This is a genomic window from Rhizobium sp. TH135 (assembly GCF_002855515.1).
Classification (GTDB): Bacteria; Pseudomonadota; Alphaproteobacteria; order Rhizobiales; family Rhizobiaceae; genus Allorhizobium.
On the sequence record NZ_PKRP01000001.1, the window covers coordinates 1,000,655 to 1,016,378 of the forward strand.

13 protein-coding genes are annotated in these 15,724 nt (G+C 60.8%); 1 reads left to right on the plus strand and 12 read right to left on the minus strand.

Translation table 11 applies throughout. The annotated features are described in order from the left end of the window. The first annotated feature begins 38 nt into the window (after positions 1-38). The gene (locus C0V73_RS04690) at positions 39-1,691 is read left to right on the plus strand and encodes an iron ABC transporter permease (RefSeq protein WP_172450011.1); all 1,653 of its coding nucleotides are present in this window, start codon (positions 39-41) and stop codon (positions 1,689-1,691) included. 34 nt (positions 1,692-1,725) lie between these two features. Here the strand turns inward: C0V73_RS04690 and C0V73_RS04695 are convergent, their stop codons facing one another. The 12 genes from C0V73_RS04695 to C0V73_RS04750 form a co-directional block, all read right to left on the minus strand. Next, positions 1,726-3,471 carry an ABC transporter ATP-binding protein gene (locus C0V73_RS04695; protein WP_102018795.1) on the minus strand — a complete coding sequence of 582 codons (1,746 nt, stop codon included), beginning with the start codon at positions 3,469-3,471 and terminating at the stop codon, positions 1,726-1,728. A 73-nt stretch (positions 3,472-3,544) separates the two neighbouring features. Beyond that, a complete protein-coding gene (locus C0V73_RS04700) occupies positions 3,545-4,345 on the minus strand; it encodes an ABC transporter ATP-binding protein (RefSeq protein WP_102018943.1) in 801 nt (266 codons plus the stop codon). Positions 4,346-4,365: 20 nt separating this feature from the next. Beyond that, positions 4,366-5,442, minus strand: a complete 1,077-nt coding sequence (locus C0V73_RS04705; RefSeq protein WP_102018796.1) for an iron chelate uptake ABC transporter family permease subunit — start codon at positions 5,440-5,442, stop codon at positions 4,366-4,368. Further along, positions 5,439-6,446 (minus strand): iron chelate uptake ABC transporter family permease subunit, encoded by a 1,008-nt coding sequence (locus C0V73_RS04710; protein WP_245407868.1) that lies wholly within the window; start codon positions 6,444-6,446, stop codon positions 5,439-5,441. Before C0V73_RS04710 ends, C0V73_RS04705 begins: the two co-directional genes overlap by 4 nt. Before the next feature lie 41 nt (positions 6,447-6,487). Continuing rightward, positions 6,488-7,330, minus strand: coding sequence for a siderophore-interacting protein (locus tag C0V73_RS04715; protein ID WP_102018798.1), 843 nt, complete (start codon positions 7,328-7,330; stop codon positions 6,488-6,490). A gap of 2 nt (positions 7,331-7,332) precedes the next feature. Beyond that, the gene (locus C0V73_RS04720) at positions 7,333-8,307 is read right to left on the minus strand and encodes an ABC transporter substrate-binding protein (RefSeq protein ID WP_102018799.1); all 975 of its coding nucleotides are present in this window, start codon (positions 8,305-8,307) and stop codon (positions 7,333-7,335) included. 2 nt (positions 8,308-8,309) lie between these two features. Further along, positions 8,310-10,832, minus strand: a complete 2,523-nt coding sequence (locus C0V73_RS04725) for a TonB-dependent receptor (protein ID WP_102018800.1) — start codon at positions 10,830-10,832, stop codon at positions 8,310-8,312. A 113-nt stretch (positions 10,833-10,945) separates the two neighbouring features. Further along, complete coding sequence (locus C0V73_RS04730) at positions 10,946-11,905, minus strand: FecR family protein (RefSeq protein ID WP_172450014.1); 960 nt, start codon at positions 11,903-11,905, stop codon at positions 10,946-10,948. Positions 11,906-12,093: 188 nt separating this feature from the next. Then, entirely contained in the window at positions 12,094-12,627 is a 534-nt protein-coding gene (locus tag C0V73_RS04735; RefSeq protein WP_172450017.1) for an RNA polymerase sigma factor, read from the minus strand. Positions 12,628-13,019: 392 nt separating this feature from the next. Further along, entirely contained in the window at positions 13,020-14,000 is a 981-nt protein-coding gene (locus C0V73_RS04740) for an ABC transporter ATP-binding protein (RefSeq protein WP_102018802.1), read from the minus strand. A 4-nt stretch (positions 14,001-14,004) separates the two neighbouring features. Next, a complete protein-coding gene (locus C0V73_RS04745; protein ID WP_102018803.1) occupies positions 14,005-14,829 on the minus strand; it encodes a carbohydrate ABC transporter permease in 825 nt (274 codons plus the stop codon). Further along, positions 14,826-15,689 carry a sugar ABC transporter permease gene (locus C0V73_RS04750; RefSeq protein WP_102018804.1) on the minus strand — a complete coding sequence of 288 codons (864 nt, stop codon included), beginning with the start codon at positions 15,687-15,689 and terminating at the stop codon, positions 14,826-14,828. The genes C0V73_RS04745 and C0V73_RS04750 overlap by 4 nt, the downstream gene beginning before the upstream one ends. Positions 15,690-15,724: the final 35 nt, after the last annotated feature.

Sequence of the window (15,724 nt, forward strand, 5' to 3'; positions counted from 1 at the left end):
GCATCATGCGCAAGCCGGGTTCATCGGGAGGCGAGCATGTGCTCGTCTCCCTTCTCGTTCTTTATGTCGCCGTAACGACACTGTGGCCGCTTGCCCGGCTGTTTGCCAGCGCCTTCCAGGCCGGCGAAGATGGTGCGCCACTCGGACTGATAGTGTCCACGCTTTCCAGTCGTTCAACGCTTCGAGCACTCGCCGGCACACTGCAGACCGCGCTGCTATCGGTAATCATCTCGACGCTTCTCGGCGTCTTGCTTGCATTTGCAGTCAGCCTGCTGAAGCTTCGGACGCGGGCAGCGCTGACCTTTCTGATACTCATGCCGCTGATCGTACCGTCGCAAACCATGGCGCTCGCCTGGATTGAACTTTTCGGGGCGCAGTCACCGATCCTCAAACCACTGGGGTTGGCACCGGCACCGGGTTCGACAAATCCGCTATATTCGATCGGTGGCATCGCGCTCGTCATGGGCATCGAACACATGCCGCTGGTCTTCCTCGCCGTCCGTGCCGCGCTGCGGGCGCTGCCGGCCGACCTCGTTGAGGCGGCCCGTATCCTCGGCATTCCTCCAGGCAGGATCGGACGCGGGATCGTGCTGCCGATCGTCATGCCATCCGTTCTGGCAGGCAGCCTGATCGCCTTCACTGCCGCGATCGGCAATTTCGGCGTGCCCGCGCTGCTGGGTATTCCCGGCCGTATCTCGGTTCTGACGACACTGATCTATCAGCGGCTGAACGGCTTTGGACCGGCTGCCGCCGGACAGGTCGCGACGCTAGCGCTGCTTCTGGCCTTGATCGCAGCGCTTGCCATCCTGGCGCGCAATCTGGTGACGACCCGCATTGCCGTACCACTGGCCTCAGGCGCTCCCTTCGTGCTCCGGCGGGCAGCACCCGCTACCGAGATCCTTCTCTGGCTGGTCGTTCTGATCCTGTCGCTGGTGCCGCTGGCAGCGCTGACGATGACAGCACTCCTGCCGGCCATCGGGGTTGCCTTCGGAGCCGAGACAGTGAGCCTCGATCAGTTCCGCGCCGTGATCGATAACCAGACCGTACGCCGGGCCTTCGTCAATTCACTGCTGCTTGCGAGCGCAACGGCGGGGATCTGCGTGCTGGTTGCGGTCCCCCTCGCCTTTCTGTCCGTGCGCAGGCGAAATATCGCGCTGCGGCTTCTCGACATCGCCATCGAGGCGCCCTGGGTGGCTCCCGGCACAGTCGTGGCGCTCGGTATGATCCTCGCCTTTCTGAAGCCCCTACCGCTGGTCGGCGTCTCGATCTATGGAACCATGGCGATCCTTATCATCGCCTATCTTTCGCGGTTCCTGCCGCTGGTGCTCCGCCCGGTGGCCGCCGCCGCGCAATCGGCCGATCCCTCGCTGGACGAGGCAGCGCGTGTGGCCGGCGCCGGGCTCGTCCGACGGATCCTGTCGATCTTCCTGCCCGGTATGCTGCCGGCGGCGACAGCTGGAGCGATTCTGGTGGTGATGACCGCCCTGAATGAACTGACACTTTCGGCCCTGCTTTGGTCGTCCGGCAACGAGACGATCGGGGTCATGATCTTTGCCCTGCAGTACGAGGGCAATTCCACCGCTGCGGCAGCTGTGGCTGTCCTATCAACAATGCTGGTACTGCTGTTGGCGATCATCACCACACTGGCAAGCCGAAGATTGCCATCGGGAACACTGCCTTGGGTGGACTGAATTCTCCCGGAACCCACTCCCGTGGCAGGCTCATTTAGCTAAGGGCAGTCAGACCATACGCATCCTGCGTATTGTGAAGCCTTCGGTAGTGGCCGTTTTTGCGGGCGATCAGCTCCGCATGGCGTCCCTGCTCCGCGATCCGCCCCTCCTCGATCACGACGATGCGATCGGCATGGGCAATGGTCGCAAGGCGGTGAGCGATGATCAGCGTCGTGCGCCCTAGTGCAAGCTCCGCCAGCGACTCCTGGATCGCGCGCTCCGTCTCCGTGTCGAGCGCGGAGGTGGCCTCATCCAAGATAAGAATCGGCGGGTTCTTAAGGAAGATTCGGGCGATGGCCAACCGCTGCTTCTGGCCACCGGAGAGCTTGACACCGCGCTCTCCGATGACGGTGTCGAAACCCGCCGGAAGTGCCGCAATCACGTCGTCCAACCTTGCGCGCCGCGCCGCCTCCTCGATCTCACTTTCCGTGGCACCCAAGCGGCCATAGGCGATGTTGTCGCGAATAGTGCCGGCAAACAGAAACACGTCCTGAGCGACAATACCGATATGAGAGCGCAGCGACTTCAGCGTCATGTCCCTGATATCGATGCCATCGATCGCAATTGCCCCAGCCGTCACCTCGTAAAAGCGAGGCAGAAGCGAGCAGATCGTCGTTTTGCCAGCCCCCGAGGGGCCGACAAAAGCGACGGTCTCGCCGGCCTTGATAGAAAGGTTCAACCCATCGAATACCGGCTTTTGCGAGCCGTAGCCGAAACCCACATCGCGGTATTCGATATCCCCCTTCAGCTGCGCGACGGCTTTTGCGTCATCCCGATCGGCAATATCGGGCCTGGTATCGAGGAACTGGCAATAGCGCTGGAACCCGGCGAGACCCTTCGGATAGGTCTCGATGATTGAGTTGATCTTCTCGATCGGGCGGAAGAACACATTGACCAGCAGCAGGAAGCCGACGAAGCCCCCAGCACTCAGCTCCCCCCGCACCACGAACCAGGCGCCGGCCAGCATCACCACCACCTGCACGAAACGCATCGACAGGTAGGAGAGCGACATGGAGGCCGCCATCACCTTGTAGGCCTCAAGCTTCGTGGCGAGATAATTGCCGTTGTTCTCAGCAAACAGCGCCCGCTCGTGGTCCTCATTGGCAAAGGCCTGCACGACGCGGATACCGCCGACGTTCTCCTCGATGCGGGCGTTAAACTCTCCCACCCGGCCATACAGCGCATGCCAGGTTGCCGTCATGCGCTGGCCGTAGACGGTCGTCAGGACCGCAGTGACCGGCACGATGATTGCAGTAATCAGCGCCAGCGGCACATGCACCCACAGCATCAGGGCAAGCGCCCCGATCAGCGTCATGATGGCGATGAACAGATCTTCGGGACCATGATGGGCCATCTCGCCAATCTCTTCCAGATCCTTGGTCAAACGTGCCACCAGATGGCCGGTCCTCTGGTTGTCGAAGAAGCCAAAGGACAGCTTTTGCAGATGGTCGAAGGCCTTGCGGCGCATCTCGGTCTCAATCTTGATACCGAGCATATGCCCCCAATAGGTCACGATGACCTGAAGACCGGCATTGACCAGATAGATGAGGAACAGACCGAGAGAGGCAAGCGCAATCATGCCGAGCTGATTGGTCGGCAGCAGCCGGTCGATGAACAGCGTGACTGCAATGGGAAAGGCCAGTTCCATCAGCCCCGCCGCCACCGCGCTGGAGAAATCCAGCATGAACAGGCCGCGATGCGGACGGTAATAGACGGCAAAACGCTTGATGAGATCAGTCACGGTCCCGTTTCCTTCATTGTCGTCCGCTCATCGGCCATGACGAACCAGCGGCCTTGAGCCGGCACTGTTGGCGTCAACCAGGACGAGCATGTCTTTGCCGCCCTTTTGGCACGATCAACGGTGTATTGGAAACAGGATCAGCCATGATGACACAAGGCAGGCCGAACACCGCATCGACAAGGTCTTCGGTAACGATGGCCGAGGGTTTGCCTTCGGCGAGGATCCTGCCGTCCTTCATCGCGATCAGATGCGTGCCATAGCGGCAGGCCTGGTTTAGGTCATGCAATACGGCGACGATCGTACGGCCGCCCGCGTTCAGATCGGCGAGCAGATCCATCAGCTCGATCTGGTGGGCAATATCGAGGAAGGTGGTGGGTTCGTCGAGCAGCAGGAGCGGCGTTTGCTGCGCCAGCACCATGGCGATCCACACCCGCTGGCGCTGGCCACCGGACAGCTCGTCCACGAGCCGAGCGGAGAGATCCATGATCCGGGTCGCCTCCATCGCCGAAACGACCGCTTCCTCATCTGCCTTCGACCACTGCCGCAGGAAGGACTGGTGCGGATAGCGCCCGCGCGCCACCAGATCCGCGACCGTAATGCCGCCAGGCGCAATCGAGCTTTGTGGCAAGAGGCCGAGGCGACGCGCAACCTTCTTTGCCGGTATATCGGCAATGCTGCGTCCGTCGAGGATCACCTGTCCAGCAGATGGCATGAGCAGCCGCGACAGAGCTCTGAGCAGAGTGGACTTGCCGCAAGCATTCGGCCCGACGATAACGGTGAAGGCGCCGTCCGGAATTGAGACCGACAGGTCCGTCGAGATCGTGCGGGCGTCGTAGCGCAGCGTCACTGTGTCGGCATGCAGCCTGCCGCCCATCGGATCGGGATTTGCGGTGGTCATTTGCGACCCTCGCGCATGAGAAGAAAGAGAAAATAGAGCCCGCCGATGCTCACCGTCATCACGCCGACGGGAAGCTGCACGGCAAAGGCATGCTGGGCAACCCAGTCAGCAGCAAGCAGCAGCAACGCGCCCGTCAGTGCTGATGCCATCAGCGTGACGCCGGCGGAGCGGGTGATGCGCCTTGCGATCTGCGGTGCGCACAGCGCAATGAAGGCGATCGGGCCCGCAGATGCCGTGACGATGGCCGTCAGCGCCACGCCGCAGAGCATCAGGAGGCCGCGGGTGCGGCCCGCATCGATGCCTGAGGCGCGGGCCACGTCCTCGCCCAGTTCCAGCTGGCGCATGGGGCGCGACAGCAGAAGCGTAAGCGGAAATAGCACGCCAAGCACCAGCGCCACCGGCACAAGCTGCTCGACGCCAAGCCCGTTCAGCGAGCCCGCCCCCCAGATGGCGGCAGCCATCGCCACCTGAAGATCGGCCTCGCGGATCATCCAGGCATTGAAGGCCGACAGCATGGCGGCAACGCCGATGCCGACAATGATCAGGCGGAAGCCCTCAATGCCCTGCCGCCAGGCGAGCAGACAGACGGCGATGGCCGTCAGCACCCCGCCCGCCAGCGCGCCAAGCGCCGTTTGGTAGGCGCCGCCGGACAAGATGAGGATCACAATGAGCGCGCCGGTATAGGAGCCTGCGGAAAAGCCGATGATATCGGGGCTTCCCAGCGGATTGCGCGTCAGGCTCTGGAATATCGCACCGCTTGTGCCGAGTGCCGCCCCCAGCAGCACGGCGAGCGTCACGCGCGGCAGACGCCATTCCACCACGATCATGCGCATCATGTCCTCACCACGCCCGGCGAGGGCCGCCAGCACCTGCGGCAGGGAGATGGGATATTTGCCGCTGAGCAGCGACAGGGCGGCCAGCGAGGCCATCAGCAAGAGCAGCACCAGTGCCAGGAGGAACGCACGGCCATCGAGCCGGAACGACAGGCGGTCACCCGCAAGACGAACGGCGAGGAAAGTGCGACCGAAGTCGAGTTTTGCGGACTGAGGAGAGCGAGAGGATGGCACCGTCATAGCCCGCTCGCTTGTCTGCGCCGCGCCAGCAGGATCAGCACCGGCGCGCCGAGAAAGGCGGTGACGATGCCCGCCTCCAGTTCACCCGGATAGAGCACCAGCCGTCCGGCAATGTCCGCCGCGAGCAGCAGGACCGGAGCGCAAATCATCGTCATGGGCATGATGGAACGCTGGTCCGGCCCGATAAACCAGCGCACCGCATGCGGCACCATCAGCCCGACAAAGCCGATCGGGCCGCAGGCGGCCGTGCCGGCTCCGGCGAGAAGCGTGACGGCAATGAGCGTCAGAACCCTGGTGCGAACAAGACTGCTCCCGAGCGACCGGGCAAGATCATCCCCCAGCGCCACGGCGTTGAGGGAAGGAGCACACACCATTGCGATGAGAAGACCGATGCCGATGAAGGGCGCAACCGCTGAAACCACCGCCATATCGCGTCCGGCCACCGAACCGATCGCCCACTGGCGAAGGGCATCGAAGGCCTGCGGGCTCAAAAGCGTGATCGACGATCCGATACCGCCGAGCAAGGCCGATAGCGCCACCCCCGCCAAGACGAGGCGTACTGGTGCCGCGCCATCACGGCTCGTTGCGCCCAAGCTATAGACGGCGAGCGTGACGATAATGGCGCCGAGAAAGGCGAACCACAGCAGAGCATGGATCGACTGGAAGCCGAACAGGCCAACGGCGAGCGTAACGCAGAATGCCGAGCCAGCATTAACGCCCAGAGTTCCCGGATCGGCGAGCGGATTGCGCGTCGCCGCCTGGATCAGCGCCCCCGACACACCAAAAGCTGCGCCCCCCATGAGCGCCAGCAGCGTGCGCGGCAGGCGGTAATCAACAATCACGATATGATCGATCGAATTCCCGTCAAAAGCAGACAGGGCGACAAGCGCAGTCGAGAGCGGGACAGGTCGAACCCCGAGCAAAAGGCTGGTGATAGACAGGGTCATCAGAAGGCCAAGACCGACGAGCACCACGGCCATCCGCGCCGCATGCCCAGACCTCACGGCTCGCACTTTCTCACCGGCCTTGATGGAAACAACCACGCTCACACCCGGGCCTGCCCTTCGATCCAGTAGCCGACAGCATCAATGCGGTGCTTGTCGAAACCGAGCGCATCACGGAAATGCTTGCGGCACTCGGCTGCTGCCTTGGCCTCGCCGGCAATATAGATATAGCCAGGCCCTTCCGGCAGCGCGGTAATCTCGCGTGCGATGCGCGGGAGTTCCGTATAGCCCGGCCGCTCCGGGCGCAGTCCATGGCAGCCGTGCCAGGTCACCTCCACATCGGCCAGTGTCCGGATCATCTCTCCGATCTCCTGACGATCGGCATCGGAAGGGATCTCCACATGCACCACCGCCCGGAACCCTTCAGGCAGCTCCTCCAGCACACGGCCGACTGCAGGCAAGCCGGTGATATCCGTCAGCATCAACAGCCACCGGCTGCCTTTCGGCAGCCAGAACCGCCCTTCCGGATTGCAGATGCCGACGATATCCCCCACCTCGGCCTTGATCGCCCAGCTGGCGGCCACGCCGCCCTCATGCACCACCATGTCGAGCACCATCTCTGAGGTCCGGGCATTCCAGCGGCGCACCGTATAGGGCCGGTTCGGCGCATAATGCGCCCCCTCCGGCATCTCCCACCGACCGTTCTCCTTAAGCACCGGCAGCACCACCGGAGTTGCGGCATCCGCCGGCACGGCCAGACGCACCCACTCATCCGGATGTCCGCTGGCTAGTAACCGTTCGCCACCATCGAGCTTCAAAACCACCCGGATCATCGACGGCGTCAGGTGCCCGATCGAGACCACCGAGGCCAGGAAATTGTCCTCCACATAGGCCTCGTGGTCGTGATCCTCGACGCCTGAAAGAGCCTGCGCGTTGGCGTGCATTGTCAGTTTACCTCTCCCTTTACGGCGGCTTCCATACGGCGAAGGATTCTGGGGAATGCATAGGGGATAGCCAGAACGTTCGGCCACGAAGCCGCCCAGATCTCCGCGGGATCATCGAGCCCGACATATCGACCTTCGCGGACAGCTGAGAACATCTGGAACAGCCGCTGCCCTTCCAGAGCGGCACGGGCTCCGGGCTCGTACCACATGACAAGCAGATCGCCAGCAACGCTCTCCAGATCTTCGAGACTGGCATCAGCCGAGACTCGCTCGCCAGATGCCGCAGCCAGGCGCTGAACACCCGGGGACGGCTGCATGCCGATCCCGATCATCCAATCGACGCGCGTCTCGCCGGGGAGATAAACCACGATCCGGCTGCTGCCGACGAAGTAAGAACCGAACGTGAAGCTCCTGCCCTTGAGACCGGGATAGACATCGCCATAGCTGCCCAAAAGGCGCTCGGTCTCCACAACGAGCTGCCTCGCCTTCTCGTCCAGGCCCAGAACCGCACCTGCGATTTCCGTCTGTTCCTTCCAGCCCGCCCTATAGGGACCGGAGCGGTAGGCAATCGTCGGCGCAATCCGGCTCAACCTGCCATAGGACTCGGCATCGATCTGCGAAAAAACGCCGACAATCGCACCAGGCTCAAGGCGCGCGATCTCTTCGAAATCGATGATGCTGCCATCGAGAAGCACCGGCTTCATCGCGCCAAAGCGCTGTTCGCACCAGGGGGTCATGCCGCTTGCAAACATCCCGGAATAAACGATGGCGCTCGGCCTGTACCCGAGTGCAAGAAAGGCGGCCTCGTCGCCATATCCCATCGTGACCAGTCGTCGCGGCGCCGAGCGCAGTTCGGTGCGCCCGAAGGCGTGATGAATACGCCGCGGATAGGTGCCGGTAGTCGCGCACGCGAACGACGACGGCAAGAACATTGCCGCCGCAGCCATCGTCAAGGCGCGTCGCGTGACCAGTCGCACGATCAGAACTTGAACTTGGTCGAAACGCTGAAGCTGCGCGGCTCGCCGTAATAGCCGGTATCGAAGTTGCCGAGCCCGGCGTAATACTTCTCGTTTAAGAGGTTCTTGACGTTGAACGTGATGTCCACCTTTTCGTTCAGCTTGTACTTCGCCATCAGATCGATCAGGAACACGTTCTTCTGAGAGATATCCTCATAGACATTCGCTGGGCTCCAGACATAGCCATAGATCTTGTCTTGCCAGCGCACACCGCCACCGATGGTCAGCTTGTCCCATTCGCCTGAGAGCGTGTAGGTCGTGTAGAGCTTGACGACATTCTCCGGGGCCGTTGTCTGGATGAAGGAATAGACCCTATCTCCATCGGCCTTGCGAGCGTGGGAATAGGTGTAGCTCGCATAGACATTCCAGTCCGTCGTGATCTCGCCGGATGCTTCAAGTTCGAAGCCCTTCGTCGTGACGCCATCGGCCGCCGTGTAGTAGTCTTCCCCCGTATTGGGATCAGTTCCCGCACGCTCCGCAACGTTATCCTGCTTGATCATGAAGACAGCAGCACTTGTATTCATCCTGCCGTCAAACAGTTCGGCCTTTACGCCGGCTTCGTAGCTATGGCCTTCCTCCGGATCGAGATAGGCGCCGTTTACGTCCTGATTTCCTTGCGGTTTGAATATCCCGGTATAGCTCGCATAGACCGACCAGTCCTGGTTCAGGTCGTAAACCACACCGAGATAAGGGGTGACTTTGCCATTCGCCGAATATTGGCTGGCGCCACTCCAGGTGGCCGTAGCATTGTCGTAATTCCCTTGGTCATCGTAGCCATACCAACTGAAACGGCTGCCCAGGATGAAAGACAGATCATCCGTCGGCCGAAGTCGTGTCGCGGCATAGGCACCGTACTGAGTGAGGCTGTTTTCGTATCGGCCCGTCAGTTTAAAATCGGGTTCGTCGGTGTTGCCATCCCAGGTGAAGAAATTGGGAACCGCTGAATCGTAATTGATACCGCCATATTCGTAGAGCGGCCCTTTGGTTGTCTTGTGCGATGCTGTCGCACCGAACATCAGATCGTGCTCGCGGCCGAACAGCTCGACGGGACCGGAAAGCTTGGCATCGAGCGTATCCTGGACCAGCCGACCGGAATACTTGCCGACATACTGGTAGACCCCTGCGCCGGTCACCGGATCAGGATAGCCGCTGCCTGCGGATGCCAGAACGCTGTCATGCCCATTGCGACGATGATTGTAGGTGACGTCGGTCTTCCAGCCATTGTCGAACTCATGATCGAGCGTGACGAAGAAGTTGTTCGTGAAGGTGTCACGGCGGCTCCAGTCCGCCGCCGGATTGGTCGACACGTCAAAGTCTGTGCGGCTGCCGTCGCTGAAAAACATGGGAAGACCCGTCCAGCTCGAGCCGCGCGGCCTGTTTTGCTGATAGTCGGCACCAAGCGACAAGGTTGTGTTGTCGGTGATATCAGCTTCCAGAATGCCATAGAGATTGAAGGACCTCTTCTCGTAGTGGTCGAGATAGGATTCTGCATCCTCGAACGAGCCGACCAGGCGACCGCGCAAGGAGCCATCGAGATTGAGAGGCCCCGATACATCGGCCTCCGTCCTGTAGGCATTCCAGGAGCCGGCCGTTCCGGTGATGGAAGCCTGGAAGGTGTCGGTCGGCCGCTTACGCACAAGGTTGACGGCAGCACCGGGGCTGCCTGCGCCCTGCAAAAGGCCATTTGCCCCCTTCACGATCTCAACCCGGTCATAGATCGCCGTATCAGGATTGGTGAGACCGTAGTCGTAGACGCCCTCATTCTGGATCACCACACCGTCATACTGGAACTCGCCCACGGTAAAACCGCGTGCGAGATATTCGGTACGATCGCTGTCGTACTTCTGGATAGACATGCCGCTTGAAGTTTCCAGAACATCCTGCAGGGAACTACTGGCCTGATCCTCCATGCGCTGGCGGGTGACCACGGTGACAGACTGCGGGGTCTCCCGGATGGAAAGCGGAAGCCCCGTCGCCGTGTTCATCTGACCCGTGGTATACGACCCGGATCCTTCCGTGGTGCCACCGCCCTGCCCCTGAACCGTAATCGTCTCCAGCACGGTCGATCCGTCGACTGCGGCGCCGGCTGCATCTGCCGCCTGCGGAGCGACAAGAGCGGCTGAGCCCGGCCCGCTGATCCGCACCGTGACGCCGGTACCCTCCACCATCTGCTGCAAAGCCGCCGCTGGCGTCATGCTGCCGGAAACGGCGGTTGAGGTCTTGCCGGCGGCAAGCGACGAAGAATAGCTGATCTGCCAGCCGCTCTGGCGGATGAAGACGTTGATGGCGGCAGACAGCGGTTGGGCGGGGATCTGGAAGCTGACGGTTTCCGTGGCGCCGGGGATAGTCCGCGCCTGCGCAAAAGCTGCGACAGGTACAAAGCCGACCATACAGGCGAGCATACTGGATGCGAGAAGCACTCGCGTCCTCCGGCGGCGACGCTCGCCGATCATGATCTCAACGCTGGAATTTTTGCCGCGTGTCATACTCGTCCTACCCTCATTCAAAACATGGGGTTGGCCGCGCGCCAGGCGTTTTCCAACCCTTCTGTCAGCAAGGACGCAGCAGGGTTTCAAAACCGGCAAAAAAAGTTGACGCTCTATTGAAGGATTATAAGCCCGCCCGGAACGCGGTAGAAACCGAGGCCCGCCGCATCGGCAAGGGTCTGAACCGCACCTTCGACATCATCGAGGCGATAATTGCCGGTGACCTTCATCTGGTTCACCCGCTCATCCGCCACGAAGATGGCTCCTCGATGATAGCGGCGTAGTTCTTCGAGAACATCTCCGAGAGCCGCGTTCTCAAAGATGATCCGGCCTTCGCGCCAGGCGAGCGTCGCGGATGGGTCTGCCGCATGAACGGGAGACACCGCGGACGCGGTAACGCTAACCGTTTCGCCGGGAGCAAGCACGGTTTTGTCCCGCCCATCGCACAGACAGAGAACCTGCACGCGCCCCCGCTCCAGCACGACCTCATCTTCACCATCTATGGTCCTGACGGCGAATGCGGTGCCCAGTACTTCGACCTCGCCATATTGGCCGCTGACGGTAAAGGGATGGGCAGGATCGTGCACGACATCGAAGAAGGCTTCGCCGCGCAGCAGGCGAATGTGACGCCTGCCCGCATCGAAATCGAGCGCGACGGCCGTGTCGGTATTCAGCAGCATCGTCGAGCCATCCGGCAAGGGAACCCGCGTCTGGGATCCGGTCGCTGTGACGTAATCTGCCTGGAGTGCAACCGTTAGCGACGGGTATTGCCAGATCCCGGTGGCAAGGAGAACCGAAGCAGCCAGTGCTGAGGCCCGCAGCGGCCAGCGGCGGCTCCTCGTCCGCATCAGCTCGGACCGGTCGACAGGCAGCGCTTTCACCGCATCGTGAAACGGTTTCTCATTCCACAGGATCTCCAGCCCACGAAATTCTTCCTCATGTCGAGGATCCCTCGACAGCCAAGCAAGAAATTCGGCGCGTGTCGCTGCATCCTGCTTGCCGTCACGCAGCCGCACGAACCAGTCCAGAGCCTGATCCGCCACAGGATCGGCATGGATGAAGTCGCCGGCCATTCGGTCCCGGTCCTGCGCGTCCTGATGTCCCACTTAGCCGATCCCATCGAAGCGTGTTTGCGAGTTCCTGATACCTTGACGCATGAGCACGTCAAACCCAGCAAAATTCGTTGCGGGAATGGATAGCAGGGCTACCTTCAGGAGAGCATCTTCGATCGAGACGACTGCAATAAGCGGCTTCGTATTCATCATTTCCCGTCCAGACGCGCGATGGCATCCCGGCAATGAGCCATTGCGAGCTTCAAATCGTTGAAGACGGTCCGTTCAGAGACGCCGAGATGCTCCGCGATGCGAATATTCGACCACTCCTCAATCCGGCTGAGCACCAGCACGGCTTGTGCGCGCTTCGGCAAGGTAGCAAGCGCCTGTTGAAACACGCCGAATGTCTGCTTCTCGATCAAAGCCTGCTCAATCGAGGGGATGTCAGCCGAGATGGCCGCAAGAAAGGTCTCCTCCAAGCCCTCCAGCTCCGCTCCTGCACGCGTCTTTCGGCGCCGCAGATGATCGAGCGCGAGATTGCGAGCCGTCTGGTGGAGAAAGCCCTCCAGATGCTCGACCCGTCCACCTTCAACCGCCTTGCGAGCACGCAGATAGGTTTCCTGCGCGAGGTCTTCCGCTGTCTGGGGATCGCGCACGATGCGCATGACGGTCCACAAGAGGGAGCGGCGGTGGGCGGCAAAAATCGCGTTCAGAAAGGCAGGCAAGAGCACCGCCTCATGCATGTCCACCGTGTCGTATTAGAGACACTGAGATCATCTGCAGAATGGAATACCTGTCGCCAATCGGAAACGCGTGCTGGCATTTGGCACTCAATATCTATTCCAGCTCGGGGCCGATCGTTTAAGGAAAACACAGACAGGAGCACCAAGAGGTCCATCCCATCGTCGCAATCTTAATCCGCATCCAATGCAACATAAAACTTGAGTCGTCAACACATGTTATTGGTCGCAGAGATGGAGCTCGTTAAGTGCCAAGCTTGGCGAGCTAGTAAAAATTCGACCGCTAACACAAACACAAAAACCGCCCCATTTGTTGGAGGCGGTTGAAGGTTTGTTTTGGATGTTTTGTTGGTTGCGGGGCCTGTTTGCACAGAGACTTGCATAAACACTGACATCTACGCGAACCTATGTTCCTTGCCGCTCATCGGGGACGCATAGACCACTTCCCCAGAAGCGATTTCGAAGTCGCCCGGCACACGGGCAACGATCTGCTTCATCGACGGGTGGTCGAGATAGACGACTGTGTCTGCACCCAGCCGTTCGATGTGGCGGACCTGACCCTGCCATTTGCCTTCGCTCTTTGACAACGCAAGATGCTCGGGGCGGATGCCGTAGGTGGTGCAACCTTCTGCGGCGGCCACCTCGCCATCGTAGAGGTTCATTTTGGGCGATCCGATGAAACCGGCGACGAAGGGACTGACAGGATTGTTATAGAGGTCCATCGGGGAGCCAACCTGCTCGATGCGTCCAGCATTCAGGACGACGATCTTGTCGGCCATGGTCATCGCCTCGACTTGGTCGTGGGTGACGTAGATCATGGTGGCGCCGAGTTTGGCATGCAGGTCGGTCAGTTCCATGCGCATCTGTGAGCGAAGCGCTGCATCGAGGTTGGAAAGAGGCTCGTCGAACAGGAAAACCTTGGGATTGCGGATGATCGCACGCCCGATCGCAACGCGCTGGCGCTGCCCGCCCGACAGAGCCTTCGGCTTGCGATCGAGTAGATGGGTGAGCTGCAGGCTTTCCGCCGTCTTATCGACCTTATCAGCGATCTCGGTCTTCGGACGGCCAGCGAGCGACAGACCGAAGCCGATGTTCTCCCGCACCGTCAAATGCGGATAGAGCGCATAGGACTGGAAGACCATGGCGATCCCGCGCTTCGACGGTTCGGCGTGGGTTACGTCCTCACCGTCGATGACGATCTGGCCCGAACTCGAGGTCTCCAGCCCCGCAATCATCCGGAGCAGCGTGGACTTGCCGCAGCCGGAAGGGCCGACAAAGACGCAGAACTCGCCCGTCTCCACCGTCAGATCGATGCCCTTGATGACCTCCAGGCTGCCGAAGCTCTTGCGGATGTCCTTGAGAACGACACTGGTCATGCGACTATCCTTTGACGGCACCGGCGGTCATGCCGGCCACGATCTGTCGGTTGAAGAAGATGTAGACGATAAGCGGTGGGATGGTGACCAGCAGGATGTTCATGAACAGCAGGTTGAACTGGGTCTGGAACTGGCCCTGGAAGTTATAGAGCGTGAGCTGCACCGTCACGTTTTCCCGACCGGGGAGGTAATAGAGCGGGTTGGTGAAGTCGTTGAAGATGGTGATCGACTGCACGACGATGACGGTCACCGTGACAGGCTTCAGCAGCGGCAGGATCACACGGAAGAAGATCTGCAAGGGCGTTGCCCCGTCGATCAGCGCCGCCTCATCGAGGTCGCGGGGGATCGTCGCGATGAAGCTTCGGAACAGCAGCACCGAGAAGGCGAGGCCATAGGCGACCTGGATGAAGATCATGCCGGTGATCGTCTTGAAGAGACCGATCGACTGCAGCACCCAGATTGTCGGCACCACTGCCGGTGGGATCATCAGACCGGCGAGCACGAAACCATAGATCACCTTGTTCCAGCGCGAGGGACGGCGCTGCAGGACATAGCCCACCATGGCGCCAAACAGCACGAGCAGTGTCACCGCAAAGACCGTGATGACGGTCGAATTGAAGTAAGCGAGCAGCAGCAGATAGTTGCGCGTCTCCAGCACTTGCAGGAAATTCTCCCACAATTGCCATTCGACAGGCCAGGTGAATGTCAGCCGCGAGGCGTCCTGACGGGTTTTCGCTGCCGTCAGGAAAATGAAGACGAAGGGCAGGATGAATATGATGGACGCAAGGGCGAGCGAGACGATCCCCGTGGAAAGCTGACGACGGGTCATAGATCCACCTCCCGACGATTGAACCATGCTGTGAGCGGCAGGATGATCAGCGCAATCAACAGGAAGAGAATGACGTTACCCGCCGTTGAGAGACCATAGAAGCCGGCCTGGTATTGCTTATAGATGACGCTTGCGAGCACATCCGAGGAAAAGCCCGGACCGCCCCGGGTCATGGCCCAGATCAGGTCGAAGCTGCGAAGGCCGCCGATGAGAGACAGCGTCACGACGGTGACCGTTGCCGGGCGCACCAGGGGCACCGTGACGCGAAAGAACATCTGTGTGCGGGTGGCGCCGTCGATCCGCGCAGCCTCGTAGTAGTCTTGGCTGATCGTTGCGAGACCAGCAATATAGATCAAGGTTGCTAGGCCAACACCCTTCCAGAGATCGACCAGGATGACCGAATAGAGCGCCAGCGAAGGATCGGTCAGCCACCCGGGACCGGGAAGCCCGAGAGCATTCAACGCCACATTGATCATGCCATTCGTCGGATGCATGAGCACCGCGAAGGTGATGCCAATTCCGATGGTCGACACGAGGACGGGAAAGAAGACGACGGTTCTCAGAAACCCCTGAGCCCATATTCCCGATGTCAAAAGCACGGCGAGCAGCAAACCGAGGACGGACTTGGTGGCCGACGTTGCAACCGCATAAATCAGCGTGTTGACCGTGCCCTGGATCAGGAAAGGCTCACGCAGGAATTGCCGGTAGTTCTCCAAGCCGATGAACTCAGCCGAGAATAGGTCCCAGCGTGTCAGGCTGAACCAGAAGGACGCGAATGTCGGCGCCAGGAACAGCACCGAAAACACGACGGCAGCCGGCAGCACGAACCAATAGGGATAGGGGGATTTCTGCGTGACCATGTCTCTTCTCCGATGCAGACCCCGCCCGGACCTGG